Consider the following 26292-nt stretch of genomic DNA (forward strand, 5'->3'; position numbering starts at 1 on the left):
CAATTTGAACGATAAGTGATAGGTTTTTATACAAGGCGACGTCTTTTTGAGCAGTAGGATTTACACATAAGTCGGTCTTAGCCATGACCGAAATAATAAAAAGGGAATTTAATGAAACAAAACTCAGCAAGCACACGTATTCTGCGAATCTCACTACTAATTTCAACTATAATATCTGCATCTGTTTGGGCTATTCCGAATCAACCTGAATGCGCAGACGAAGATTGTTCACTTGCTAAGCTGAATACACTTCGAGCTTTGGCGTCCAGAGGTCATGAACAAACCAGCTTCTCCCTTGGTCACATCTTTATGAACCCTGAATCTGGGGTAAAGACAGATTTAGAAAATGCCTATTATTATTTTGATAAGTCTGCCAAACAGGGCTTCCTGCCAGCTTACCGACAAGCAGCGGGGATGGCTGCACAGGGAATAGGTACACAAAAGAATATGGCTGAAGCCAAGCGATTGATGAAATTTGCTGCAGATGAAGGCGTTAATAGAACGGCAGAGGAATATGCTGTTCTCGTCTTTTCTGATAATGAATCTACCGACGAAGAAAAAGCGACTGCGGTTGAATTTTTGGAAGCCGAAGTTGAAGAAGGAATGAGCTACCTCGCTAACTATGTATTAGCCGTTCTTTATATCAATGGAGAGTTTGTGGAAAAGGATATGGTGAAAGCGAAGTCTCTATTAGCATTTCCAGCGTCAGGTAAATACGCCAATTCGGTAGAGCTACTTCAACAATTAAGTGGAGAGAAAGTTATAGCGCAGGATAATGAGAACCCTAAGTCTACTGCTGGTCTCGATAGCAGCATTGAAACTATTACGGTGACTGGAATTAGTATCAATATGGGCGATGTTCACGGGTTGATGCTAAGTGAACTCAGAAAGCACCATGGGCAAACGGGAAGCAGGATAAAAGGGAATGGTTGCAAAAGAGGTGACCCTCAGTGTGTTATCCTAGATAGTGGTTCAATACGAACGCCAACATTTTGGCAAGTTGGTACCACTAGGTAACTAAATTAAAGAAACTCATTAAAGCGTTAGGAAGCCAAACTTAGTATTGAAGTTTGGCTTTTTTTATATTTTTTTAAAATCACCCACAAAAATAATGTGGATACCCTTGATCACCTTAAATCTAGCCCCATAACTAAGCGCAACAGACTTATTCCCAATAATTTTAACGTTATTGGGCAATGCCTAATTAAGAAAAACGTTTGGAGGTAGGCATGAGCGATAATCGCGACGTGCAGGCAGAACAAGAAAATACAGTTGATCAAACTGTACAAAATGCTGAAGAAGCGCAAGTAGAAGCGTCACAAGCAGAAGGCGTAGAGCTTGATGAAAATGCACAACGCATTTACGAGCTAGAAACGGCACTTTCTGAGGCGCAAGCCACAATCAAAGAGCAGCAAGATGGCGTGCTTCGCGCGCGTGCAGATGCTGACAACGCACGTCGTCGTGCTGAAGGTGAAGTAGAAAAGGCGCGTAAATTTGCCCTTGAACGCTTTGCTGGCGAGTTGCTTCCGGTTATCGATAACCTAGAGCGTGCTATCGAAATGACCGATGGCGACAATGAAGCGGTTAAGCCGCTTTTAGAAGGTGTGGAAATGACCCACAAAACTTTCTTAAGCACTATTGAGAAATTTGGATTAAGCCTTATTGATCCGCAGGGCGAAACCTTCAACCCTGACTTGCATCAGGCAATGTCTATGCAAGAAAGTGCAGACCACGAGCCAAATACGGTGATGGCGGTTATGCAGAAAGGTTATCAAATTAACGGCCGCTTGTTACGCCCTGCCATGGTTATGGTATCGCGTGCGCCAAGTGGTGGTGTGGACACGCAAGCGTAAGTCACGCTTTTTGCGATAAACACACAAAAATGTCAGTTTTTTTACTGACATCTATTGAAAAGGCTGGGGAATAACCCCACTAAAAGTACAGAATTAAGAAACTTTTTCGGAGACACGAAATGGGTAGAATCATTGGTATCGATTTAGGTACAACGAATTCATGTGTCGCAGTTCTAGACGGCGACAAACCTCGCGTAATTGAAAACGCGGAAGGCGATCGTACAACCCCTTCAATCATCGCTTACACAAACGATGGGGAAACATTAGTTGGTCAGTCTGCAAAGCGTCAGGCGGTAACTAACCCGACTAACACATTATTCGCAATTAAGCGTCTAATTGGTCGTCGCTTTCAAGATAAAGAAGTACAGCGTGACATCGACATCATGCCTTTCAAAATTGTAGGTGCTGATAATGGTGATGCGTGGGTAGAAGCGAAAGGCGAGAAAATGGCGCCTCCGCAGATTTCTGCTGAAGTACTTAAGAAAATGAAAAAGACAGCTGAAGATTATCTTGGTGAAGAAGTTACTGGCGCAGTTATCACTGTTCCTGCTTACTTCAACGATTCTCAGCGTCAAGCAACTAAAGACGCGGGTCGCATTGCTGGTCTTGAAGTTAAGCGTATTATCAACGAGCCAACTGCAGCTGCTCTTGCCTACGGCATGGACAAAAAGCAAGGCGACAACGTTGTTGCAGTATACGACTTAGGTGGTGGTACGTTCGATATCTCTATCATCGAAATCGATGAAGTAGACGGCGAACACACCTTTGAAGTACTAGCAACTAATGGTGATACTCACCTTGGTGGTGAAGACTTCGATAACCGCGTTATCAACTACCTAGTTGAAGAATTTAAGAAAGACCAAGGTATCGACCTTCGTAAAGATCCGCTTGCTATGCAGCGTCTTAAAGAAGCCGGTGAAAAAGCGAAGATTGAGCTTTCTTCTTCACAACAGACTGAAGTTAACCTGCCATACATCACTGCTGATGCAACAGGTCCTAAGCACTTAGCTATTAAGCTTACTCGTGCAAAACTTGAGTCTTTGGTTGAAGACCTAGTTAAGAATTCACTTGAGCCGCTTAAGAAGGCACTAGCTGATTCAGATCTTTCTGTAGGCGACATTAACGACATCATCCTAGTTGGTGGTCAAACTCGTATGCCGCTAGTACAAAAGTACGTGACTGAATTCTTTGGCAAAGAGCCACGTAAAGACGTAAACCCTGACGAAGCAGTTGCAGTAGGCGCAGCAATTCAAGGTGGCGTACTGTCAGGTGACGTTAAAGACGTACTACTTCTAGACGTTACACCTCTGTCTCTAGGTATCGAGACTATGGGTGGCGTGATGACTGTGCTTATCGAGAAGAACACGACAATTCCAACGAAGAAGTCGCAAACGTTCTCAACTGCTGAAGACAACCAGTCTGCGGTAACAGTACACGTACTACAGGGTGAGCGTAAGCAATCAAGTGGCAACAAGTCTCTTGGTCAGTTCAACCTAGAAGGTATTCGTCCAGCAGCACGCGGTGTACCGCAAATCGAAGTAACATTCGATCTTGATGCTGATGGTATCCTACACGTGTCTGCGAAAGACAAAGACACAGGTAAAGAGCAGAAGATCACTATCAAAGCCTCTTCAGGCCTAAGCGATGAAGAAGTAGAAAAAATGGTAGCTGACGCGGAAGCGAATAAAGAGTCTGATAAGAAGTTTGAAGAGCTGATTCAAGCGCGTAACCAAGCTGACGGTATGGTTCACGCCACACGTAAACAGCTTGAAGAAGTTGGCGATGCACTAAGTGCAGAAGACAAAGCGCCAATCGAAGAAGCACTTTCAGCACTTGAAACTGCAGTTAAAGGCGAAGACAAAGCGGACATCGAGGCGAAAACGCAAGAGCTTATCCAAGCATCTAGCAAGCTGATGGAAGCGGCGCAAGCTCAGCAAGCTGCAGCCGGTGGCGCAGAAGGTGCAGAGCAGCAAGCATCTTCTGGTAAAGCAGACGATGACGTTGTTGACGCTGAATTCGAAGAAGTGAAAGACGACGACAAGAAGTAAACTGTTGTGTCAGGCCCGTTACCTAGCATGTTAGCGGGCCGTGTAAGCAGTTCAGGCGCAGCAGGAATTTCTTGTTGCGCCTTTGTTGTGTAAATGACTTGGCTTTATTGAATGTGTGTTCAGGTTATTTTCACAACAGTCAGATGTAGATTCGATGAGCATAAAATGCTTATCGACAAAAAGTAGGATATGTAAACGATATGTCGAAACGAGACTACTACGAAGTACTCGGGGTAGATAAAAGCGCAGGCGAACGCGAAATTAAAAAGGCGTATAAGAAGCTGGCGATGAAATATCACCCTGACCGTACGCAAGGCGATAAAGGCCTGGAAGATAAATTTAAAGAAATCCAGGAAGCCTACGAAATTCTGTCAGATTCGCAGAAACGTGCAGCATACGACCAATATGGCCACGCGGGAGTAGATCCTAACCGTGGTGGCGGTGGCTTCGGTGGTGGTGCCGATTTCGGCGATATTTTTGGTGATGTATTTGGTGATATCTTCGGCGGTGGCCGAGGAGGTCGTCAATCTCGCGCACGTCAAGGTTCAGACCTTCGCTACAACTTAGAGCTAACGCTTGAAGAAGCGGTTCGTGGCAAGAGCGTAGATATTCGCGTACCAACTTTGGTCGAGTGTGAAGTCTGTGATGGTTCTGGTGCGAAGAAAGGCTCTTCACCTAAGACCTGTCCAACCTGTCACGGCAATGGCCAAGTTCAAATGCGCCAAGGTTTCTTTGCTGTTCAGCAGACTTGCCCAACGTGTTCGGGCAAAGGCAAGATCATTGAAGATCCTTGTAACAGCTGTCATGGCCACGGTCGTAAAGAAAAGACTAAGACCCTTAACGTTAAAATTCCAGCTGGCGTAGATACCGGTGATCGTATTCGTCTATCAGGCGAAGGTGAAGCTGGAGAGAACGGTGCACCTCCAGGTGATTTATACGTTCAGGTCCACGTACGTGAGCACGATATCTTTAAGCGCGATGGCAACAATTTGTACTGTGAAGTACCGTTGAGCTTCACTACGGCAGCCCTTGGCGGCGAGCTAGAAGTGCCAACGCTAGATGGGAAAGTAAAACTGAAAATCAGCCCTGAAACGCAGACTGGCCGAATGTTCCGTCTACGTGGTAAAGGTGTTAAATCAGTGCGAAGCGGTGCCATGGGCGACTTAATGTGTAAGGTTGTGGTCGAAACACCAGTAAACTTATCATCTCGCCAAAAAGAACTACTTCAAGAGCTTGAAGAGTCGATGGGTAAAGCGTCAAGTAAGCATAGCCCGAAAGCGCAAGGCTTCTTTGACGGCGTTAAAAAGTTCTTTGACGACTTAACGAACTAATTGCTTAGTAGTACATACTTCATTTGAAAGCCCTCAGTTGAGGGCTTTTTTATTTTTGAAAGGCACTTAAACGCGCTCTTATGAGTGGCCAATTATCCATGCAGATTGGTATTTGTAATAGAAAGTGCTCACTTTAAGAAGGAAAGGGGGAGTTAGTCTTTTCTTTACTTACTTTTACCGCTAAAAATCTTGCGCATCATCCGACTATTCGTCACGATAACCCAAGTATCGGGACTTTTAGCTTGCAGATCACAAGGCTTAAAAGCCCGTTTGAGACCAATGAATAATATTTACCTAACAAGGGAACAGGCATGAAATTTTCAAGTAAATTGCTACTGAGCGCTGCCACGGCAGGCGCAATCTTATCAGGCTCGGTATTAGCTGCTGACGTGACAGAAGCAACGTCAGAAAAACACGCGGGAGCTGCAACACAATATCGCCAGGCCGTTTTTCAGTTAGTACGCAGTAACATGGGACCGTTAGGTGGCATGGCAAAAGGTGCTCTACCATTTGACGAAAGCGTTATGGAAACAAATGCCGTACGTCTAGAACAACTTGCTGACATGATGGGCAATTATTTATCAGTTGATACCCGTAAGTTTGACGTTGAAACTGGCGCAAAAGATGAAATTTGGGAAAATTTCTCAGATGTAGAAAAGAAAGTGATGGCACTTAAAACGGCAGCGCAAGGGCTTCAAGCAGCTGTTAAAGCGGGTGATGAAAGCGCGTACAGAGGTGCAATCGGTAAAATTGGTGCAAGTTGTAAATCATGCCATGACGACTATAAGAAGGACTAGCCCAAGCTTGTTTTTCAACACGTGAAAGCGCTCTAATATCGGGTCAGTAAGAATGTACTATTGCATTTTACTGACCCAAAACCTCGATTAGTACTTCGATGTGTTAATTAGTATTTTATAATTCAATCATACAGATAAATTGAGAGTGGCGCTGAAGTGCAGACTCGCAACCTTCCTCAAACAGCAGTGTACTTTTTCGTCCAGGGCTTTGTAGGTAATAAGCATCAGGCATCGCCACACACTTAGCCACCTCAGAAATTGACTTCATTATAGCCTTGTAGAACGTGTCTACGAGAGTACATCGTTAAGACCCATACGCTGTGGTATATTCGTAAGTGCTTAACAACAGATTTTTAATATGGAGATAAGATGCGACCCTCGCTAACGTATGTAGGTACACTGGACGATGTTGTAGAGCGTTTTCCTTGGCAATTCGACGCTGATATAAACTACTTTAATCAATTGCTAGTGAGGAAGGCTATATTAGGAGAGAAGATACTTATCAATGATGGGTATTTACTTAATAATAGTGCGGCAAGGCAAGCTATTCTAAACCCCAGTTGTTCTCCGCTCACGTCACTAATTGAGCAAGGTTTTGTAAGGATCTTATCGCGGAACGCCGATTTAGTCTCCTTACCAGAGAAAATGGCGGATCAAGGTGTTGCCAGTTTCAACGTTTTGAAAAATTCTGCCGAATGGCCAAGTTTGAAGCGAGAATTACGTAAGTGGCAGCCACTGTTAGAAGAAACGGATAATTTTATACCTTGGCCAGAAAAACACATCAGTCATGGCTTTGATCAAATGATCATGCGGTTGGCTGAACGCACACCAGAAGACTTATCAATTGGCAGTGTCAGTCATGACCAGTGGCGACGAGTGTTTGATTTGTATGAACAATCAAATCGATACGACAAAGAGGCTACCCGAACCCGTTGGGAGTCTGCGGTCACTGAGTGCTTAGCTGATAACCATCAAGGGCGTCTAGCTATGATGCACCTGGCCTGTGAGGCGTATCACTATAATTTCGGTGTTTGCTTGGGTAGCCAGCCATCTTTGTCGAAACAGCAAATTTTGGTCGAAACACGGTTTAGCTCAGCGTTTGCTGATTTATCCAAAGTAGATCAAGAGTTACAAATGCAGCATGTTTCAATACCCGGATTGCGTGTACCGCAAAATATATCAATGAATAGCGGGCCAAAATGGGCGGAACTAGTATCTCCGTTTAGCGATGTCGGCAAACAGTTGAGAGCGTACCGTCAAGCTCAAGATGACTATTTTTCTGGGCAAGGTACAGAAGAGTGTTTAACTGCTGAGGCTCGTGCCTATTCGAAGCAGTTGTCATCGTTGTTTGGTGAAAAGCAATCGGAATCTGCAGTCGCGAGGGTCGCTATTGGCGTAGGCTTTTTCGCTGCGGGGCTTATGGCGGCGGGCCCAGAAGTAGCGGCAGTCCTTTGGCTGACAGAAAATTACTTGTATCCGACAATAACGCGTAAATTCAAGTTGCGTGACCGTGAATTTTTTAGCAAGAATACAGCCCTTCCCACGCAAACTGTTTCTAGCGCGCTAAGCTCAGTAGTGTTAGATCCTGTTCAGATAAAAGAGCTCGCAAGTACTATCCCGGATTTCAAATAGTTAATTCGTAATAATAAGAACTTTCCACGGGTTCGAAACGTTTCAACGGGTTTTTGCTGGAAATTTGTACAATTCTTGGCTATGTTAAACACTCAGGCTTGGCGATAATTTTCTTCGACTGAAGGTACGCGTTTAGGTACCCAATCTTCGCAGGTCCTGCTTTTAAAAAATATAAAACAGCTCGTAGACAACTGAAACAGCAAAACTTGTAAAGCGCTTAAAACCACGACACAACTTTTCATCCTTTTATTGTCGTGCTGCTATCGTTTGTGCTGAATTCGAAGAGATATCAAAAGGTTTGCTTAGATGGATTTACGCAGTGAACGCATGTTGTCAACCATGCGCACAACACAGCAAAACATTTCTGTGTTGCTCAATGAAAGTCGAACGAAAACAGAGGCTCTGTGTATATTACTTGCCTCGGTAAACCCTAGCAATGGAAGAGCAACGGTATTATCTTGCGACGTAAACCACCTATCATTAGAAGCCGAGAGTGTTGTTTTTCCTTCACATGTATTGCTCATGCTCCCGCTTACACCTTTGAGCGCTCCAATACCTTGCAAAGATTTTATCTTTCCCCCTTCACTCGAACATTATGCTGATAGCTATGTAGTAGTTGCTACCGTGCGAGATATGCAAAATGAAGTAATGGGTGTTGTTCTCACTTTTGTACGCCACAGTGTATTGAGCCCTCTACAACATACATTGATAGATATTACGCGCCAAAAAGTAGAGCTTAGTTACCAATATGAGCTGGCGCGTCATCCCTATTCAGACAAGTTATCCGAACAGCTTGCCTTGTTAGAAGAGGTGAGTTCAATTTCTAAAGTGGGCGCGTGGGAGATTGACAGATTCACAGGCGTACTTTCTCTGACTGAGGTGATGAAAGCCTTATTAGGCTTACCTCGTGTAAAAAGCGTCGGCCTTAATGAAGTGCTCGATATGCTTACCTCGAGTGATAGAAGAGACTTAAAGCAGCGCGTTTTTAAAGCGCTTAAAGAAGATAGAGAGTTCGTAAAGCACTTTGAATTTCACGACAAGCAAGGTCGCAGAAAAAGTATAAAACTAACCGTGTTCTTACAGGTTCAGCGAGGAAATGCTAGCGGAATTAAATTAACCCGGCTTTATGGCGCAGTGCAGGATGAAACGGAAATACAGCGTCTATCGGATTCACAACATAACTACACAGATTATCTGACCAGTTTATTGAATAATGTGGATAGCGTGGTGTTAAGCATAGATGAACATGGCACTATTCTAACTGCAAATGAACGCGTTTATTCTGTATTAGGCTTTGAGCCCGAAGAGCTGATTGGGCAAGATATAAAATTAATATCAACCAAGGTGCAAAATACCGATGCGCCTTCTTGTTTCATAAACATACCAGCGGGTTTAGCATGGTGTAGCGAAAATGGCTCGGTAAACGAATGTCTTCGCCATAAAAATGGTAAACGTATTGCCTGTGAAGTTAATTTGTCGAAATGCTCTGTACATAATCAACAATTAATTATCGCCTCAGTGCGCGATATCACTAATCAAAACCACGAAATTGAGCATTACAAACAACTCGCTTTAATCGATACGGTGACAGGTCTTCCGAACTTACACCAATTTGAGCGATACCTTGGCGATAAAGCTCATGACGACAAGTCATCTAAACCATTTGCCACGTTTATGCGCGTTGCTATCTGTAACATAAAAGAATACGAAAATGCGTTTGGAGAGCCAACGATAGACTATATTCTGAGAATTTTGGCTAGTCGCTTCATTCGCATATTCGAAATTAACAAGCGCAATTCAGCCAGTATATTCAAATGTGAGAGAGGCGCTTTTTATATTCATCTTCATCAATATTTTAGTGAAGAAGCACAGTCTCTAAATGCTGCACACGATTGCGCTATTCTTATCCACGATCACGTGCTAGCGCCAATAACCCTGCACAACAGCCTCTTAAATATTGATACGCAAACCATAAGTTGCACGGTTCCAACGAAGCATTTTTCGTTTAAAAAGATAAAAGAACTATTGTCGAGAAAACCTTTAAGAGAGGTAAAAAATACTTCTACTTTTAAGTCGGAGCACGAGTATTTTCATGTTAATGCAATTGATATCGAGCGGTACAATTACATTAAACACTCTCTGAGCAGGGCTATTTCTAACAACGAGTTATATATTGAGCTACAACCTCAATACGATGCAACGAAGAACGTTATAAGCTCAGAGGTGTTGTTAAGGTGGAAGCATCCTCATATGGGTACAGTAAGCCCTTCTGAATTCATTCCTATTGCCGAAGAGAATGATTTTATTGCTGAACTCGGGCTGTGGGTGTGTAACGAAGCCTGCGGGTTACTTAGTGAATGCCAGTCAAATAAAATTAACACTAAGTTGTCTGTTAATATCAGTGCAAAGCACTTAGCGCGAGCTGATTTTGTGAGTAAGTTTGTCGCAATAGTAAATAAGTGGCGCGTGTCACACAAAAATTTAACTCTAGAGCTCACTGAAGGTGCATTGATAAGAGGGGTGAGCGTTATTCAACGTCGCGTTAGAGAATTAGCGGAACAAGGGTTTAGTTTGTCTATCGACGATTTTGGTCTTGGTGACTCAAATTTAAATTATCTTCAAGATTTGCCAATTACCGAACTGAAAGTAGACAGGGTATTTGTCGAAGCGATGGAAGGCTCGCAGCAAAAAACATTATTAGTTACAAGTATTTGCAACATGGCCAAAGCGTTACACATAAATACCGTAGCTGAGGGAATAGAGACAACGGGTCAATTAGATCAAGCTAAGGCATGTGGTTGCGGAGCATTTCAGGGATATTACTTAGATAAACCCATGAGTGTAGGTGATTGGAAAAGTAAAATTAGTGAGAAGCAATATAAAGAAGGTATTTGACCCTACGCAGTCGAGGGCTTATTCAAGTATGCGTTGAAACAACCGCTTCGATACCTCTTGTTATCAAACGGATAGATAAAGTTTAAATTTATGTAAATCAACTTGTTAGTCGATCTACGCCTGAAGTCTTATTAGTAGATGTCATGTAACTATCGTAGGGTGAAGATAAACCCTACTCAGGACATGGTTATGACTTATAAAGATGAATATATTGCCTCGACCCAGCACCCCGATGAGTTTTGGTTAGAACAAGCACAAAAGCTAGCGTGGTTTCAACCTCCTCAAAAAGGATGCCAACCTACAGATAATGGTTACTTCGACTGGTTTAGGGGAGGGCAGCTTAACACTAGCTATTTAGCGCTTGATCATCACGTAAAAAATGGTCGTGGCGATAAAACCGCGCTTATTTATGACTCACCTGTTACACAAACCACTCAGCACTTTACTTACAAAGAGCTATTAAACCGTGTTGCCGAGTTCGCAGGCGGCTTATCTCGCTTGGGTGTGACGAAAGGCGACCGCGTGATTATCTACATGCCCATGATCCCGCAAGCAGTGATCGCGATGCTTGCTTGCGCTCGTTTGGGAGCTGTGCACTCTGTGGTGTTTGGTGGCTTTGCCGCAAATGAGCTTGCAGTACGAATAGATGACGCAAAACCGGTAGTTATTGTTACTGCGTCATGTGGCATTGAAGGCAATAAAGTTCTACCGTACAAACCTCTTGTTGATGAAGCAATATCATTGGCAGAGCACAAACCACAGGCATGCGTGTTGTATCAACGCCCTCAGCTAATTGCTGAGTTAAATGAAGCAACTGACCACGATTGGCTCTCTCTGGTTGAAGCTAGCGTGCCAGCTTCTCCTGTTGCCGTCGATGCAACTGACCCGCTTTATGTTCTTTATACTTCAGGTACAACCGGTAAACCCAAGGGGGTCGTTCGAGATAATGGCGGGCACGCGGTTGCTCTTCATTATTCAATGGGCGCGATTTACGGTATTAGTGAGGACGATATTTTTTGGGCTGCATCGGATGTTGGTTGGGTGGTCGGTCATTCATATATTGTCTATGGCCCGCTCATAAAAGGCGCAACGACGGTACTGTTCGAAGGAAAGCCCATTGGCACTCCTGATGCCGGTGCATTTTGGCGTATGATAGAGTCTCACAAAGTGAATGTGCTTTTTGCAGCTCCAACAGCATTTAGAGCGATACGAAAAGCGGACCCTGATGCTGAGTTTTTATCTAAATACAATATGTCGAGCTTGCGTACCTTATTTATGGCGGGTGAACGTCTAGATCCGCCAACATATTTCTGGGCGAGCGAGAAAGTAGGTGTTCCTGTTATCGACCATTGGTGGCAAACCGAAACTGGCTGGCCAATTTGTTCAAACCCGATGGGGCTTGAGCCAATGGCTACGAAACCCGGTTCATCAAGCGTGCCTACACCTGGGTTTAACGTAAAGGTATTGCAAGGAGCTGATGAACAGCAAATAACCGGTGAAAAAGGCGCTATTGCTATCAAGTTACCGCTTCCCCCAGGTTGTTTGACAACGATTTGGCAAGACCATCAACGGTTTGTTGATGGCTATTTACGAGAATTTGAAGGGTATTACAGTACCGGAGATAACGGGTACGTAGATGAAGATGGCTACGTATTTATAATGGGTCGCACCGACGATGTCATAAACGTTGCCGGGCACCGGTTATCTACCGGTGAAATGGAAGAAGTGCTTGCAGGACATCCTGCCATTGCTGAATGTAGTGTAATAGGCATCAATGATGCACTGAAAGGGCAATTGCCAGTTGGCTTGGTACTGCTAAAAGACGGCGTTACCGTTGATGAACAGGCACTTGAGCAAGATTTGGTTCAACGGGTTCGAGATAAAATCGGGCCAGTGGCGTGCTTTAAGCGAGCCATCGTCGTCAATCGTTTACCCAAAACCCGGTCAGGTAAAATACTCCGAAAACTGCTGCGTCAAATTGCAGCCAATGAATCTGTTGCCGTACCCTCAACCATCGATGATCCGTCAAGCGTAAGTGAGATTGAGACGCTCATGCGAGAGAAGGGCTTGGTCAACAAGCCCACGGCTGTTTAGCTAGTAGTAATATTCATCTGCCTGTGGAGCTGGCGGGTATACTTCAATAGCCACATATACAGCTGCTGCGGCGATGAGCGCCACAACAAAAGCACGTAGAATTCGCGAGTCAGTAATACCTGCTGTTGCTGACTCCTTATTGCCATGCACCATGGCGGGAACCAATTTTTGCTTCTTATACACGCTGTAAAATATTACCGCGCCTATATGAAGTGCGATAATGTAAAGTAACACATCAAAGGCAAGGTGATGCAGAGTGTTCATTAGCGCTAGTGTTTCTTCTCCGGCTAGCTGGCGATAGGGACCGTCTAAGAAAATATCATCGGTCATGAACAATCCCGATACCGCTTGTATGGCAAGCAACACTAGCATAACGACGACAAACCATCCGCCTAGAGGGTTGTGGCCAATAGCGGGTTCTGACTGCCTGTTAAATAAGGTTTTTATATAATTGAAAACCTTTCTGGGGCCAGTAATAAAGCTACTGAACTTGGCGTGTTGCGTACCAACAAATCCCCAGATTATGCGGAAAACGATAAGGAATAAGGTGAAGTACCCAATGTAAAAGTGCCATTGCACTTTGTTTTCAAGCCATTCTACTGTTGCATATTGCGCTAAAAAGCTCGCTACAATAAGCCAGTGAAAAAGCCGGGTGGGAATATCCCATATAAGAGTTTTTTGCATAGTAAATTTAGTTGGGTTGTATTCTGACTTATCCACACTTGCCGTTCAGCGGTGACGAATAAGTACTCGGTCATCTGTTAATTGCCATAGCGTCGCTTAACTTACTCTATAAAACAAGTAGGCCCAACGGCAGAAAACCTCTGTTTGTCTTAGTGTTGCAATTAGGACATGTTGATCTTTGCATCAAAAATGCGCAGTAAAGCTCAACATGTCCTAAGCATCGTGTACTGAATTTTTTTACATCCGAGCCTGAAGTTTTGGCAAAGAACTATGCAGATTGGTAGTGGTTAAATCTTACCGATTCCTTGTTATGCCTATTTAATATGAATCTCACATTGCAATAGTGACGGCATTTGGCAAAATGCCTCACAGTTGAAGGTTTAAAAAAGTGTAAAACGAAAAAATGAAAGTAGGATTATTTGGCGCCAACGGGCGTATGGGACGGGTTTTAGTTGAAGCGCTAGATTTAAGTGACGATGCACAACTTAGCGTGGCAACGGTACGCGATGATTCACCTTGGGTTGGACTAAATGTGGGCGAACTTGCGGGCATTGGCAAAAAAGACGTTGATTGTACTGCGCTATCAGATTTAAGTGGTAATGATGCAGATGTAATGATCGATTTCACCCTGCCTTCGGTTATTGAAAGTAATCTTACGTGGTGCGTTAAAAATAAAATGCCTGTTGTTATTGGAACTACTGGATTAAACGATTCACAGTTAGCGGCACTCGACGAAGCAGCAAAGCATATACCTATCGTATTTGCGGCTAATTACAGTGTGGGCGTAAATTTAATGCTTTCCCTGGTTCGACAAGCTGCAAGTGTGCTGGGTGAAACGGCTGACATCGAAATAACAGAAGCACATCACAGATTTAAACAAGACGCGCCTTCTGGTACAGCCATGGCCATTGGTGAAGCCATTGCTGACGAATTGGGCCGTGATTTAAAAACCTGCGCTGTATACGGTAGAGAAGGAAAAGAGCCTGAACGCGACCAAGGTACTATTGGCTTCGCAACAATTCGAGCCGGAGACATTGTCGGTGAACACACAGCCTTATTTGCAGATATTGGTGAGCGCCTGGAGATTACGCACAAGGCATCAAGTCGACTTACTTTTGCGAAAGGTGCAGTGCATGCAGCAAAGTGGTTGTATGGAAAAGAACCTGGTCTATACTCCATGGTTGATGTACTGGATTTAAAGCTATAGGCGTTTTTATGCCAGCATGCTGTAGCTAAATTAGCAGGCGAGCTTGAGGGCGTTATCAAAGTGTTAAACTAAAGTTGCACTTTAAATGAGCAATAAGCCGTACTTTCGGTGGTTCTGCGTAAAAATGGTGGTATAAGCGGTATTTTAGTAAATTATTACAAATAAATTTGCCATTTTCGGTCAGTGATGTATACTCGCCGGAATTTGCCAGAATTTCGTATTCTGAGGCCGCCAAAATGGCTGAAGAGTGCGGTTTTATTAGCTGCAAAGATCGTAAAACGGGATGTATTGTTATCAATAACTCCCGTTTTTTGTGGGGTTTGTGCAGAAAACTGCACAAACACATAGTTATCCTTAATCTGGAGGTTGACTTGGCTAATTCTGCCCTTTTGGTGTTAGAGGATGGTTCTGTTTTTAAAGGTACGGCGATAGGCGCTACAGGCTCCGCCGTTGGGGAAGTCGTTTTTAATACTTCCATGACCGGCTATCAAGAAATTCTCACCGACCCATCCTACGCTGAACAACTCATCACCCTTACTTATCCACACATTGGCAACACCGGCACTAACGAAGAAGACGTCGAAGCAGATAAAATCTGGTCGAAAGGTCTAATCATCCGTGACCTACCTCTTGTTGCTAGTAACTTTCGTCAACAGCAAACTTTGTCTGAATACCTTAAAGCGAAAGGCGTTGTGGGTATTGCCGACATTGATACACGTCGCTTAACGCGTATCTTGCGAGACAAAGGTGCACAAAACGGCTGCATTATTTGCTCTGATGAATTAGACGAGTCTAGCGCACTAGCGCAAGCAAAAGCTTTCCCTGGCCTTAAAGGCATGGATTTGGCAAAGGTAGTAAGTATTACTGAGCCAAAAACATGGACAGAGGGCAGTTGGGAACTTGGTAAAGGTTATGTAACACCAAGCGAGTTCAAATATCACGTTGTTGCTTTTGACTACGGTGTTAAAAATAATATTCTTCGCATGCTAGCTGACCGCGGTTGTAAAGTTACGTTAGTACCAGCGCAAACGCCTGCTGAAGACGTACTAGCCATGAATCCTGATGGTGTATTTTTGTCAAATGGCCCAGGCGACCCAGAGCCATGTGACTACGCAGTAACCGCAATCAAAACTATCGTCGAAACCGGTACGCCTGTATTTGGTATTTGTCTTGGTCACCAGCTACTTGCTATCGCAAGTGGTGCGAAGACAGTGAAGATGAAGTTTGGTCACCACGGTGCAAACCACCCGGTTAAAGACCTTAAGCGCAATGTAGTTATGATCACTAGCCAAAACCACGGTTTTGCAGTTGATGAGTCTAGCTTGCCAGATAACCTAGAAGTAACTCACATTTCGTTGTTCGACAAGTCGCTGCAGGGTATTCACCGCACCGACAAGCCTGCGTTCAGCTTCCAGGGTCACCCTGAAGCCAGCCCAGGTCCTCATGAAGCGGCACCGTTATTCGACCACTTCATCGAACTTATTGAACAACACAAGCAGTAGGAATTAGCCCGCTATGCCAAAACGTACCGACATACAAAGTATTCTTATCATTGGTGCTGGCCCTATTGTTATCGGCCAGGCTTGTGAATTCGATTATTCAGGCGCGCAAGCGTGTAAAGCCCTTCGAGAAGAAGGCTACCGTGTTATTTTGGTTAACTCTAACCCAGCAACCATTATGACCGACCCAGAAATGGCAGATGCGACTTATATCGAGCCTATTCACTGGGAAGTAGTTCGCAAGATCATTGAAAAAGAACGTCCAGATGCCATCTTACCTACAATGGGTGGACAAACTGCGCTTAACTGTGCGCTAGAGCTAGACAAGCACGGCGTACTTGAAGAGTTCGGTTGTGAGCTCATCGGTGCAACGGCAGATGCAATCGATAAAGCAGAAAACCGCGAGCGCTTTGACAAAGCAATGAAAAACATCGGCCTTGAATGTCCACGTGCGGAAATCGCGCACAGCATGGATGAAGCGCACGATGTACTAAGCCGCATCGGCTTCCCTTGTATCATTCGTCCGTCTTTCACCATGGGTGGAACCGGCGGCGGCATCGCGTACAACATTGATGAATTTAATGAAATTTGTCACCGTGGCTTAGACCTTTCTCCTACCAACGAGCTGCTTATCGATGAATCGTTGCTAGGTTGGAAAGAGTACGAAATGGAAGTAGTACGCGATAAAGCAGATAACTGCATTATTGTATGTACTATCGAAAACTTCGACCCTATGGGCGTGCATACCGGCGACTCAATCACAGTTGCTCCAGCACAAACCCTGACTGACAAAGAATTCCAGCTAATGCGTAATGCAGCGATGGCTGTACTGCGCGAGATTGGTGTTGAAACCGGTGGTTCAAACGTACAGTTCGGTGTAGATCCGAAAACTGGTCGTGTAGTAATCATCGAAATGAATCCTCGCGTATCTCGTTCATCAGCGCTTGCTTCGAAAGCAACAGGTTTCCCAATTGCGAAAGTAGCAGCGAAACTTGCGGTAGGTTATACGCTAGATGAATTAGCAAACGACATTACAGGTGGCTTAACGCCAGCATCTTTCGAGCCGTCTATCGACTACGTAGTGACTAAGATCCCACGCTTTAACTTTGAGAAGTTTGCCGGTGCTAACGACCGACTGACTACTCAAATGAAGTCGGTAGGTGAAGTGATGGCCATTGGCCGTAACCAGCAAGAATCACTGCAAAAAGCCCTTCGCGGTCTTGAAGTAGGTGCGACAGGCCTTAACCCAATGGTTGACCTTCAAGACCCTGAATCACGCAATAAAGTGGTTTATGAACTTCGTCAGCCTGGTGCAGAGCGCATTTGGTACATCGGTGATGCATTCCGTATGGGCATGACGGTTGAAGAGGTATTTAACCTTACCAATATCGACCGCTGGTACCTTGTACAGCTTGAAGATCTTATTCTTCTTGAAGCTAAAGTAGCAGAGCTTGGTTTACCAGGTATTGATGCTGACTTTATGCGCGCACTTAAGCGTAAAGGCTTCTCTGATGCGCGTCTTGCTGAGCTAACCAAAGTGGCAGAAAGCGATATTCGTGAAACCCGTCGTGACTTTGGTATTTCTCCTGTCTACAAGCGTGTAGATACTTGTGCAGCAGAATTCTCTACCAGTACAGCTTACATGTACTCAACGTATGACGAAGAGTGTGAAGCAGCGCCAACTGACAAAGACAAGATCATGGTTTTGGGCGGCGGTCCAAACCGAATTGGTCAAGGTATTGAGTTCGACTACTGCTGTGTTCACGCGGCGCTTTCAATGCGTGAAGACGGTTACGAGACCATTATGGTTAACTGTAACCCTGAGACAGTATCTACCGACTACGACACATCAGACCGTCTGTACTTCGAGCCAGTAACGCTGGAAGATGTACTTGAAATCGTTGCTAAAGAGCAGCCGAAAGGCGTTATCGTGCAATATGGTGGTCAAACGCCACTTAAACTTGCTCGTGCACTAGAGGCGGCGGGTGTACCGGTTATCGGTACCTCACCAGAAGCGATTGACCGTGCCGAAGACCGTGAGCGCTTCCAGCAAATGGTGAACAAGCTTAACCTCAAGCAGCCGGCGAATGCCACGGTAACTAACGTTGAGCAAGCGCTAACTATGGCTGAAGAGATTGGCTTCCCGCTAGTGGTTCGTCCAAGCTACGTGCTAGGTGGTCGTGCGATGGAAATCGTGTATGACCTCAAAGATCTTAAGCGTTACCTTAATGAAGCGGTTAAAGTGTCCAACGACGCGCCAGTATTGCTAGACCGTTTCTTGGATGATGCTATTGAAGTTGATATCGATGCTATTTGCGACGGCAAAGACGTAGTGATTGGCGGCATCATGGAACACATTGAACAAGCGGGTGTTCACTCTGGTGACTCTGCGTGTTCATTACCTCCACACTCGCTTTCAAAAGAGATTCAAGATGTCATGCGCGAACAAGTTAAAGCCATGGCGCTTGAACTTGGCGTAGTCGGTCTGATGAACACACAGTTTGCGATTAAAGATGGTGAAGTATACCTAATCGAGGTTAACCCTCGTGCAGCACGTACCGTTCCATTCGTTTCTAAGGCAACGGGTGTACCTCTTGCTAAAGTTGCAGCACGTGTAATGGCTGGCGTGAGCCTAGCCGAGCAGGGCGTAACAGAAGAAGTGATTCCACCTTTCTACTCTGTGAAAGAAGTGGTGCTTCCATTTGCTAAGTTCCAAGGTGTTGACCCACTGCTAGGCCCAGAGATGCGCTCAACGGGTGAAGTAATGGGCGTTGGCGATACCTTCGAAGAAGCCTATGCTAAAGCTAACTTAGGTGCGGGTGCGCCACTACCTAAGCAAGGTAAAGCGTTAATTTCAGTACGTGATAACGACAAGCCTCGTATGATCGCACTGGCAAAAGCGTTAGTCGAAGCGGGCTTCAGCATTGAAGCTACCCGCGGTACGGCTACCGAGCTTTATGATGCAGGCATCATGAGTACTGTGGTTAATAAGATGTCTGAAGGCCGCCCTAATATTGTTGATGCAATCAAAAATGGCGAATACGCGTATTTGATTAATACAACAGAAGGTCGTCAAGCCATCACCGACTCAGTGTACATTCGTCGTGAAGCCTTGCTAAACAAGGTAACTTACACCACGACAATGAACGCAGCGTTCGCAACTATCCGTGCTAAGTCTGCTGATGACCGCAATAAAGTGGCGTCAGTTCAAGAACTACACGCTAGACTCAAACACTAATGACATACGCTAGGATACGAGGTATCCTAGCAATATTACATTTGTGTGAACGAATAAAAAGTGCGCCTTCGCGGCGCACTTTTCTGTTTAAATTACTAGCTAAGTGAGACGGTATTCATGAGTCAGTATCCAATGACAGCGCGCGGCGCTCAAATGCTGCGTGACGAATTAAATGAGCTAAAAACCAAAACACGCCCACGTATTATCGAATCTATTGCCGAAGCACGTGAACATGGTGACTTAAAAGAAAATGCTGAGTACCACGCGGCCCGTGAGCAGCAAAGCTTCTGTGAAGGCCGCATTCAAGATATTGAAGGCAAGCTATCAAATGCACAGATTATCGACGTTACCAAAATGGAAAATACGGGTAAGGTTATTTTCGGTACTACCGTAACCATTCTAAACGTCGATACCGATGAAGAAACCACCTACCGTATTGTTGGTGATGACGAAGCTGATATTAAGAACAACTTGATTTCGGTAAATTCACCTATCGCTCGTGGCCTAATAGGCAAAGAGCTTGATGACATGGTAACGATTCAAACGCCAGCCGGCGCAGTTGAAGTTGAAATCATCGAAGTAGAATATATCTAACTACGCAAGCCAGCAGAGTCCTTCTGCTGGCTATATTTTCCGTCACAAAACTTCTGAATCCGATCATGGATTTGTAATCTGTTAAGCCAAAGCGTTTTTTAATTTTCTTGCCTGTGTATTGTTGTTTATTAAGCATTGATTGAACTCAACGGTTAGCCCTGTTCCTGCTGCGCTAGTACTTTAAGTATGAAATTTAGTGATGACGCTGTCCCGTTAGCTCACTTGCGTTTTCCTATCCCAAAATACATGCGATTTTTAGTATAAAAATCCACCGCTTTTACAAAGAGGCCTATACTTAGCTCTGGAGCCAGTTGTAGATGTATCGGTTTTATCACCTTTTCATTAATCCGTTGCTTCGAAAGAAGTGATGCATCTCGTACTGTTAACACAACCATCTTAGCTTTACGTGACCTTATTCGGGGGTTAGGCCAGTCGATAAGCACAAGCTCTCGATTATCAAACAATTTAGAAACGGCGTGCGCTGAAATGCTAAGTGACGCTGGGAGTACTCAGCAACTCACCACTAATATTGCATCGGCGGTTGAAGAGGTGGCGGTAACAAGCCGTGAGATTGCCAGTTCTTCGTCGGCAACGCTTAATGCGAGTCAATGCCTAGATCGTTTAGCTGACCATTCGCTCTTAGCCAACGACAATATACGAAAGAGCATGGTAGTGCTTTCAGATGATATTCGAAATGTTCAATCTAATGCCGCTCAAATGGAAATGAAAGTCAGCGAAATAGGAAATATACTGGAAACTATCAATACCCTTTCCGACCAAACTAATCTTCTCGCACTTAATGCAGCAATTGAAGCTGCTAGAGCAGGGGAGCATGGCCGAGGCTTTGCCGTCGTTGCTGACGAAGTAAGAAAGCTTGCACAAAGTAGCAGGGAAGCGTCAGATAAAATATCTACGCTGTTAGTGAGCCTAAAGGACGCCAGCGTAATTGTTGTCGATGATATCAACAAGAATGTTGTATCTATAGAAGCGTCAATGAATACAACTATTGAAGGTCGGCAAACTGCGGAAAAGGTGAAAGAAGCAGCGTGCGAGCTCGAGCTTATGGCGAGTAATATGTCGTCTGGGGCCGAGCAACAGTCAGTGACCACGGAAGTGGTAGCTAAAGATGTAGTAGCGGTTGAGGAAGCCGCGCGGCACGAACTTTACATTGCACAACAATTGTCTGACCTGTCTGATGAAATGCAGCGCAACAACCAGTTACTGCAACGCACTATCGGGGGTTTAACGTAGATTAAGAACGGTAAATAGCCCGAGTTTAAAAAATTGTAGTCTCTGACTGGCGGGCGCTCTACTTAAAATCATTGCTCAATCTACTTACACTAAGTATGATTTTTCCTTTTGTTTTCGAAAGGATGCATCATGGCTTATGATTTTGGTTCTCAGACGCTAGGGATAAAGAACCCATTTAAGACAGAAGGAGCGCTTAGAACACTGGGTGGTGTCTTAACGCTACTGTTAGCGGTTTACGTTGTTTTCACAGTACCGGCAATATTTGAAGCCAACAAGGTGAAAGGCTATACCTTGCTAGCGGTTGGTTTTGTTTTAGTGGTATCGGGAATACGCCATACGGCGGTTGGTATCCTTCAACTTATGCGCTTTTTTGTAGGTAGAACGGTTCCCACTTCACTGGCCTACAACTTCTCAAAATCTGAACAAGATGCTGCTCAGGCAGAGCAAAAATCCCTGCTTTACTCAAAAGAATCACTGCACTCTATGCTTATGGGAAGACGAAATACTACCTTTGAGGAGCCAAAAGGCTGGCTCGCTCGGCTAGTTCACAGCGTTTTTCCTAAGCTTGTTTTCTTACCTTACCCGCTACGCCATCTTGCCCAAGAAATTTTAGCCATGGGGGCGACACTTATCGTGGGCTTAGTTACCTACGCCATCGTCTATTTTTTAGTAAGTAATGGCTTTGCAGGTGAAGTCGCAAAAATTGTCGTTATGCCTGTTCTTTCTTTGGTATTGCTTATCTATTTTGTTGCCAACTGGACCTCTACGGCAAAGGGCATCCATAACGAAGGAAACTCGCAACTTGCTAAAGCGGGAGGGTTGTCAATTGGTGTAATCATTGGATTCGCACTAGTCGTTCCTCTTGGTGCGGGTGTGTTTCTCGATGGTGTGGTGGGAAGTAATATCAATGAACTTAAAACCTGGTCTGAAGAACACGCTTTTTTTAGCGCTTGGCTGAACTTTGTATACCTTTTCATCAGTATCGGCGTGGTGATAGGTCTTGTATTTCCATTACTTAAAAAGCGCATGGATTTAGTGACACCACAAACTGAAGTCAGCGAATTTCGAGCAAACATGCAAGAGTCTGTTCATCCCAATGAGATTTTTATCAATATAGAAAACATCGTGCTTGCCAACCGTCGTTACAAGGAAGTCCCAAACAGAATATACGCCGATTTTGTTCCTAAGCTTAAAGAGCAGGCTGAAGGGAAGGGTAGTTTTGAAGGGGAATTACTGATAGAAACTCAGCCAACCCTCAGTGAGGGGGTAGCATTACCCAAAGGGGCTAAAGTAGCGCTGAGCGCCATTGCGCAAGTTGCCGTCGTTGTTGCCGCGGTATTGTTTTACTCATCTGGCGTACAGCTCGCTGAGCTACTACATCTGGTTATCAATATCGGTGTAGATAACAGCGCACTGTTGAACAATGCTTTTTCTATGGTCAATAATTTGCTCATGCTGATATTCGCTTGGCTTACTTTCAGAGCGGCAGGAAGTATTTTAAATAACGCGTCTCACATGTTTTGGGGCGAGCTGAACTTTAACTCTTTGCTGATGTACATGAAAACCGAAGGCACGTATACCGAGTCTAGAGTTTCAACAGGTATGGCAATTCACGATTCTACACGGTCTGAAAATGTCGTAGTTAGAAGCAGTATCACACCGTGGATCATTACTAGCCGAATTAACACTTCTATATTCGCCACTAGCGGTATGAACAATCTGGAAGCCCCGCGCTTTGTAATGGGAATGAACAAAAACGACGGAGAATTGAAGGAAATCGTCGACGAAATTAAAGCATTCTTACGCGGTAGAGAGACCATCGCTTCAATCACTAATGAATCAGACTTAGCCAATGCAAGTACCATTCATCAAGTTAATCAACAAACCCGAGCGTTTAATAAAAACCCTGACGATCGCCTAACACTTAAAGAGACGGAAGAAAGTGCAGGTTTTCTTCGAAACGAAAAAGACAGTGAGTGAGGAGTGAGGCATGGCTGATATTAAAACACTAGATACAAAAGTTGTGTACGAAAACAAATGGCTTCGCGTAAGAGAAGACAAAATACAACGCAGCAGTGGAAACGAAGGCATTTACGGCGTGGTGGAAAAGCCTGACTTCGCTATTATTTTGCCGATAGAAGGCGATACGGTTTACATGGTTGAGCAATATCGCTATACCATAAAAGAGCGCCAGCTTGAGTTGCCTCAAGGTGCATGGGAAAGTAACCCTGATGTCGACCCTGTTGAATTGGCGAAAGGTGAACTTAAAGAAGAGACTGGCTTAACTGCAGATTCAATGGAATATGTGGGTTTTCAATATTTAGCATACGGTTTTTGTAATCAGGGTTATCACATTTATGTAGCTAAAGGCCTCACCCAAGGCGCACAAAAACTCGATGTTGAGGAAGAAGACTTGCGCGTTGTTTCACTCTCCTTAAATGAGTTAAAGGAGAAAATAAAACGTGGAGAAATCAAGGATGCAAGCACCTGTAACGCAGTGGGGTTAGCCATGCTTAAGGGGATTATCTAAACACCCTGTTACAATTTGCTGACTGTTTTTTTCTTTCTGAGAAGCTAGGGTTTACAGTTTATAACTAAAAACCATTTATAAAGAGATATTTATGGCGTTCAAAGGAAGCTTTTCCATTACTCAATGGGACGAAGACACACTTAGTGAAAGATCAGAGGGAATTAAGGTATCTCACGCTAGTATTAAGCAGGTGTATTCTGGTGAAATGAGTGGCGAATCTAATGTCGAGTTTTTGATGTCTTATCAATCTCAGATGTCTGCCAAATTTACCGGGTTTGAAACCTTCGTTGGCGTAGTAAACGGTATGCGCGGCACGGTTACTTTTCAGCATGCCGGTAAGTTTGAGAATGGAGTTGCAAGCAGCGAATTTATATCAATTGAAGGGTCTGCTACAGGTGAACTGACGGGAAAAAACCTTCGAGGTAACTTTAAGTCTGGTGAATCGGGTAAAGCTGATTACGCCATTGAAATCGACAACGCTTGAGTAATGGGTAAGTGGCAACGAAAAGCGATTTTTTAAGCCCAAAAAAAACGGCGCCGAAAGGCGCCGCTAAAAGTTGGGAAACAAACCAAGAAACTAACTATTAATTTTCAATTAAACGAGAACCAATCTCTATTTGACGAGGCTTCTTGGCTTCAGGAATGACTCGCTCCATATCGATGTGTAACAGACCGTTTTCCATATCTGCAGCAAGCACTTTTACATGGTCGCCAAGTTGGAATTTACGCTCAAAGTTACGCTCTGAAATGCCCTTGTGTAAGAACTTACGCTCTTTGCTTTCTTTATCGTCCGCTTCCGTTTTCTTCGTGCCCGTAATCGTCAACGTGTTTTCTTCAACCTGAATAGAAACGTCGTCTTTACTAAAGCCGGCGATAGCCATGGTTACACGATACTTGTCATCGCCAAGTAACTCTATGTTATACGGCGGGTAGGTACTTTGCTTCTCAGCACGAGATGCTGCATCAATTAAAGAAGCTAGGTGATCAGAACCAATGAATGAACGGTAAAGTGGAGATAGATCGATAGTACGCATAGTCATATCCTCAAAATTAAGCAATATGTTAAAAGTTTAAATGCCCCGACTCTGCGGCGGCGGTTTTGTCGACCTGACCTTTCAGCGCCGACAAAACATATATAGGAATGGCCCAAATACTTTTCAAGAAAGAAAATGCATATTTTTTCCAAAAAAACTTGGATTTAATTTTAAGTGTATGTATTTATTGGTTTTATTTTTTTCTTTTTTTACGGCATGAAATGAATCGCGTGCTTTTCAATAAATATTGAGAAAAAACCTCACATACAATAAGTGTATGCGATGTTTTTTATAAAACATTTAGCAATTGTTTAACCAATCCGGTTGTTTATAAATGCTACAATTTGGTTAAGCAAAATGTCTTACCACTTTTATTTGTAAATTTAAAAAATGAAGAAAGAAGTTATAGTTTTAAATTGCGGCAGTTCGTCCGTAAAGTTCGCGATAATTGACGCTGACACTGGAGAGGCTGGACTGTCTGGTATTGCTGAAGCACTAGGTAATAGTGATGCTAGTTTGTCTTACAAGTTAAACGGCAAAAAAGAAAAACGCGCACTACCTGAAAAAGCTGGCCATACCGAAGCGTTAAGCGCAATTTCAGAAGTTATCGCTAGTACGGGCGTTAAGCCTATCGCAATAGGGCATCGTGTTGTTCATGGTGGTGAAAAGTTTAAGCAGGCTGCACTTGTCGATGATAGCGTACTAAAAGCAATTGAAGATTATGCAAGCATGGCTCCGCTTCATAATATGGCGAACCTAAAGGGGATCGTCACGGCGCAAGAGGCTTACCCTGACCTGCCTCACGTAGTCGTATTTGATACTTCTTTCTTTCAAACCTTACCCCAAAAAGCCTTTATTTATGCTTTACCCATGTCGCTTTATCGCGAGCACGGCATAAGACGCTACGGATTCCATGGAACCAGTCACAAGTTCATACTTGATAGCATGGCAAAAATTCTTGAGAAGCCGGTTTCAGATACCAGCATTATCAGTGCCCACCTAGGCAATGGCTGCAGTGTGTCGGCTATAGAAAAAGGTGTGGCGGTAGACACAAGCCTGGGCTTTATTCCTCTTGAAGGCTTAGTTATGGGCACTCGCTGTGGCGACTTAGATCCGAGTCTACCGGGAACGCTGCAGAAGAAGCTTGGCAAAACCGCAGATGAGATAAGTGATTTACTGAACAAACAGTCTGGATTACTTGGTATCTCAGAGCTGAGTAACGACTGTCGAACCCTTGAAGATGCGGCGCTTGAAGGTCACGAAGGTGCATTATTGGCCATTGAAATTTTTTGCTATCGCTTAGCTAAATACATCGCGGGTTATATGGTAGCCGTGCCCACGTTAGACGCTATTGTATTTACAGGCGGAATAGGGGAGAACTCATCGCTTATTCGTGAGACAACTATGGGGTATTTCGCCCACTTTGGAATTAGCTTAGATGAGCAAAGAAATGCCGACGCGCGATTTGGTCAAGGTGGAAAGATTACCGCTGATACCGCATCAACGGCAGTTTATGTTGTGCCTACAAATGAAGAATGGGTGATAGCCGCAGAAGCTGCAACCTTCGCGTAAATTATATAAGCAACGCCAACGCGTTAGCAAAAG

At 44.3% G+C, this 26292-nt stretch carries 20 protein-coding genes; 17 read left to right on the top strand and 3 right to left on the bottom strand.

The features are described from left to right. Window positions 1-111: 111 nt before the first annotated feature. From AC0J2X_RS18475 to AC0J2X_RS18495, 5 genes are all read left to right on the top strand, one after another. Window positions 112-1017, top strand: a complete 906-nt coding sequence (locus tag AC0J2X_RS18475; protein WP_049586796.1) for a tetratricopeptide repeat protein — start codon at window positions 112-114, stop codon at window positions 1015-1017. A gap of 212 nt (window positions 1018-1229) precedes the next feature. Beyond that, entirely contained in the window at window positions 1230-1853 is a 624-nt protein-coding gene (grpE, locus tag AC0J2X_RS18480) for a nucleotide exchange factor GrpE (RefSeq protein WP_014948971.1), read from the top strand. A gap of 119 nt (window positions 1854-1972) precedes the next feature. After that, window positions 1973-3901: a molecular chaperone DnaK gene (dnaK, locus tag AC0J2X_RS18485; RefSeq protein ID WP_014948972.1), complete on the top strand. Its 1929-nt coding sequence runs from the start codon at window positions 1973-1975 to the stop codon at window positions 3899-3901. Between the two features lie 200 nt (window positions 3902-4101). Next, the gene (gene dnaJ / locus AC0J2X_RS18490) at window positions 4102-5232 is read left to right on the top strand and encodes a molecular chaperone DnaJ (protein ID WP_014948973.1); all 1131 of its coding nucleotides are present in this window, start codon (window positions 4102-4104) and stop codon (window positions 5230-5232) included. 311 nt (window positions 5233-5543) lie between these two features. Next, window positions 5544-6029, top strand: a complete 486-nt coding sequence (locus AC0J2X_RS18495; RefSeq protein ID WP_472996289.1) for a c-type cytochrome — start codon at window positions 5544-5546, stop codon at window positions 6027-6029. A 115-nt stretch (window positions 6030-6144) separates the two neighbouring features. Here the strand turns inward: AC0J2X_RS18495 and AC0J2X_RS18500 are convergent, their stop codons facing one another. After that, window positions 6145-6297: a hypothetical protein gene (locus tag AC0J2X_RS18500; RefSeq protein ID WP_155279855.1), complete on the bottom strand. Its 153-nt coding sequence runs from the start codon at window positions 6295-6297 to the stop codon at window positions 6145-6147. A 101-nt stretch (window positions 6298-6398) separates the two neighbouring features. On the opposite strand from AC0J2X_RS18500, the gene AC0J2X_RS18505 reads away from it, so the two are divergent. The 3 genes from AC0J2X_RS18505 to AC0J2X_RS18515 all read left to right on the top strand — a co-directional run bounded on the left by AC0J2X_RS18505 (window position 6399) and on the right by AC0J2X_RS18515 (window position 12650). Then, the gene (locus tag AC0J2X_RS18505) at window positions 6399-7661 is read left to right on the top strand and encodes a hypothetical protein (RefSeq protein ID WP_472996290.1); all 1263 of its coding nucleotides are present in this window, start codon (window positions 6399-6401) and stop codon (window positions 7659-7661) included. 306 nt (window positions 7662-7967) lie between these two features. After that, the gene (locus AC0J2X_RS18510) at window positions 7968-10556 is read left to right on the top strand and encodes a bifunctional diguanylate cyclase/phosphodiesterase (RefSeq protein WP_472996291.1); all 2589 of its coding nucleotides are present in this window, start codon (window positions 7968-7970) and stop codon (window positions 10554-10556) included. Between the two features lie 189 nt (window positions 10557-10745). Then, entirely contained in the window at window positions 10746-12650 is a 1905-nt protein-coding gene (locus tag AC0J2X_RS18515; RefSeq protein WP_472996292.1) for a propionyl-CoA synthetase, read from the top strand. Here the strand turns inward: AC0J2X_RS18515 and AC0J2X_RS18520 are convergent, their stop codons facing one another. Beyond that, on the bottom strand, window positions 12651-13334 hold the full coding sequence (locus tag AC0J2X_RS18520) for a cytochrome b/b6 domain-containing protein (RefSeq protein WP_069944239.1): 684 nt from the start codon (window positions 13332-13334) through the stop codon (window positions 12651-12653). 403 nt (window positions 13335-13737) lie between these two features. On the opposite strand from AC0J2X_RS18520, the gene dapB reads away from it, so the two are divergent. The 8 genes from dapB (at window position 13738) to AC0J2X_RS18560 (ending at window position 24137) form a co-directional block, all read left to right on the top strand. Continuing rightward, window positions 13738-14541 (top strand): 4-hydroxy-tetrahydrodipicolinate reductase, encoded by an 804-nt coding sequence (gene dapB, locus AC0J2X_RS18525; protein ID WP_014976121.1) that lies wholly within the window; start codon window positions 13738-13740, stop codon window positions 14539-14541. A 371-nt stretch (window positions 14542-14912) separates the two neighbouring features. Next, window positions 14913-16043, top strand: a complete 1131-nt coding sequence (gene carA / locus AC0J2X_RS18530; protein WP_014948979.1) for a glutamine-hydrolyzing carbamoyl-phosphate synthase small subunit — start codon at window positions 14913-14915, stop codon at window positions 16041-16043. A 13-nt stretch (window positions 16044-16056) separates the two neighbouring features. Then, on the top strand, window positions 16057-19278 hold the full coding sequence (gene carB, locus AC0J2X_RS18535; RefSeq protein ID WP_321825268.1) for a carbamoyl-phosphate synthase large subunit: 3222 nt from the start codon (window positions 16057-16059) through the stop codon (window positions 19276-19278). A 117-nt stretch (window positions 19279-19395) separates the two neighbouring features. Continuing rightward, entirely contained in the window at window positions 19396-19872 is a 477-nt protein-coding gene (gene greA / locus AC0J2X_RS18540) for a transcription elongation factor GreA (RefSeq protein WP_014948981.1), read from the top strand. Between the two features lie 486 nt (window positions 19873-20358). After that, window positions 20359-21123, top strand: coding sequence for a methyl-accepting chemotaxis protein (locus AC0J2X_RS18545; RefSeq protein ID WP_472996293.1), 765 nt, complete (start codon window positions 20359-20361; stop codon window positions 21121-21123). Between the two features lie 129 nt (window positions 21124-21252). Continuing rightward, entirely contained in the window at window positions 21253-23103 is a 1851-nt protein-coding gene (locus tag AC0J2X_RS18550) for a hypothetical protein (RefSeq protein WP_472996294.1), read from the top strand. 10 nt (window positions 23104-23113) lie between these two features. Next, entirely contained in the window at window positions 23114-23653 is a 540-nt protein-coding gene (locus AC0J2X_RS18555; RefSeq protein WP_014976126.1) for an NUDIX domain-containing protein, read from the top strand. 91 nt (window positions 23654-23744) lie between these two features. Then, entirely contained in the window at window positions 23745-24137 is a 393-nt protein-coding gene (locus tag AC0J2X_RS18560) for a DUF3224 domain-containing protein (protein ID WP_014948986.1), read from the top strand. 100 nt (window positions 24138-24237) lie between these two features. On the opposite strand, the gene AC0J2X_RS18565 is transcribed toward AC0J2X_RS18560, so the two are convergent. After that, window positions 24238-24687 (bottom strand): Hsp20 family protein, encoded by a 450-nt coding sequence (locus AC0J2X_RS18565; RefSeq protein WP_014976128.1) that lies wholly within the window; start codon window positions 24685-24687, stop codon window positions 24238-24240. Window positions 24688-25077: 390 nt separating this feature from the next. Here AC0J2X_RS18565 and AC0J2X_RS18570 point away from each other — a divergent pair, with 390 nt between their 5' ends. Further along, window positions 25078-26259 carry an acetate kinase gene (locus AC0J2X_RS18570; protein ID WP_321825272.1) on the top strand — a complete coding sequence of 394 codons (1182 nt, stop codon included), beginning with the start codon at window positions 25078-25080 and terminating at the stop codon, window positions 26257-26259. The last annotated feature ends 33 nt before the right edge of the window (window positions 26260-26292 follow it).

This window comes from Alteromonas sp. R7, from assembly GCF_055755235.1.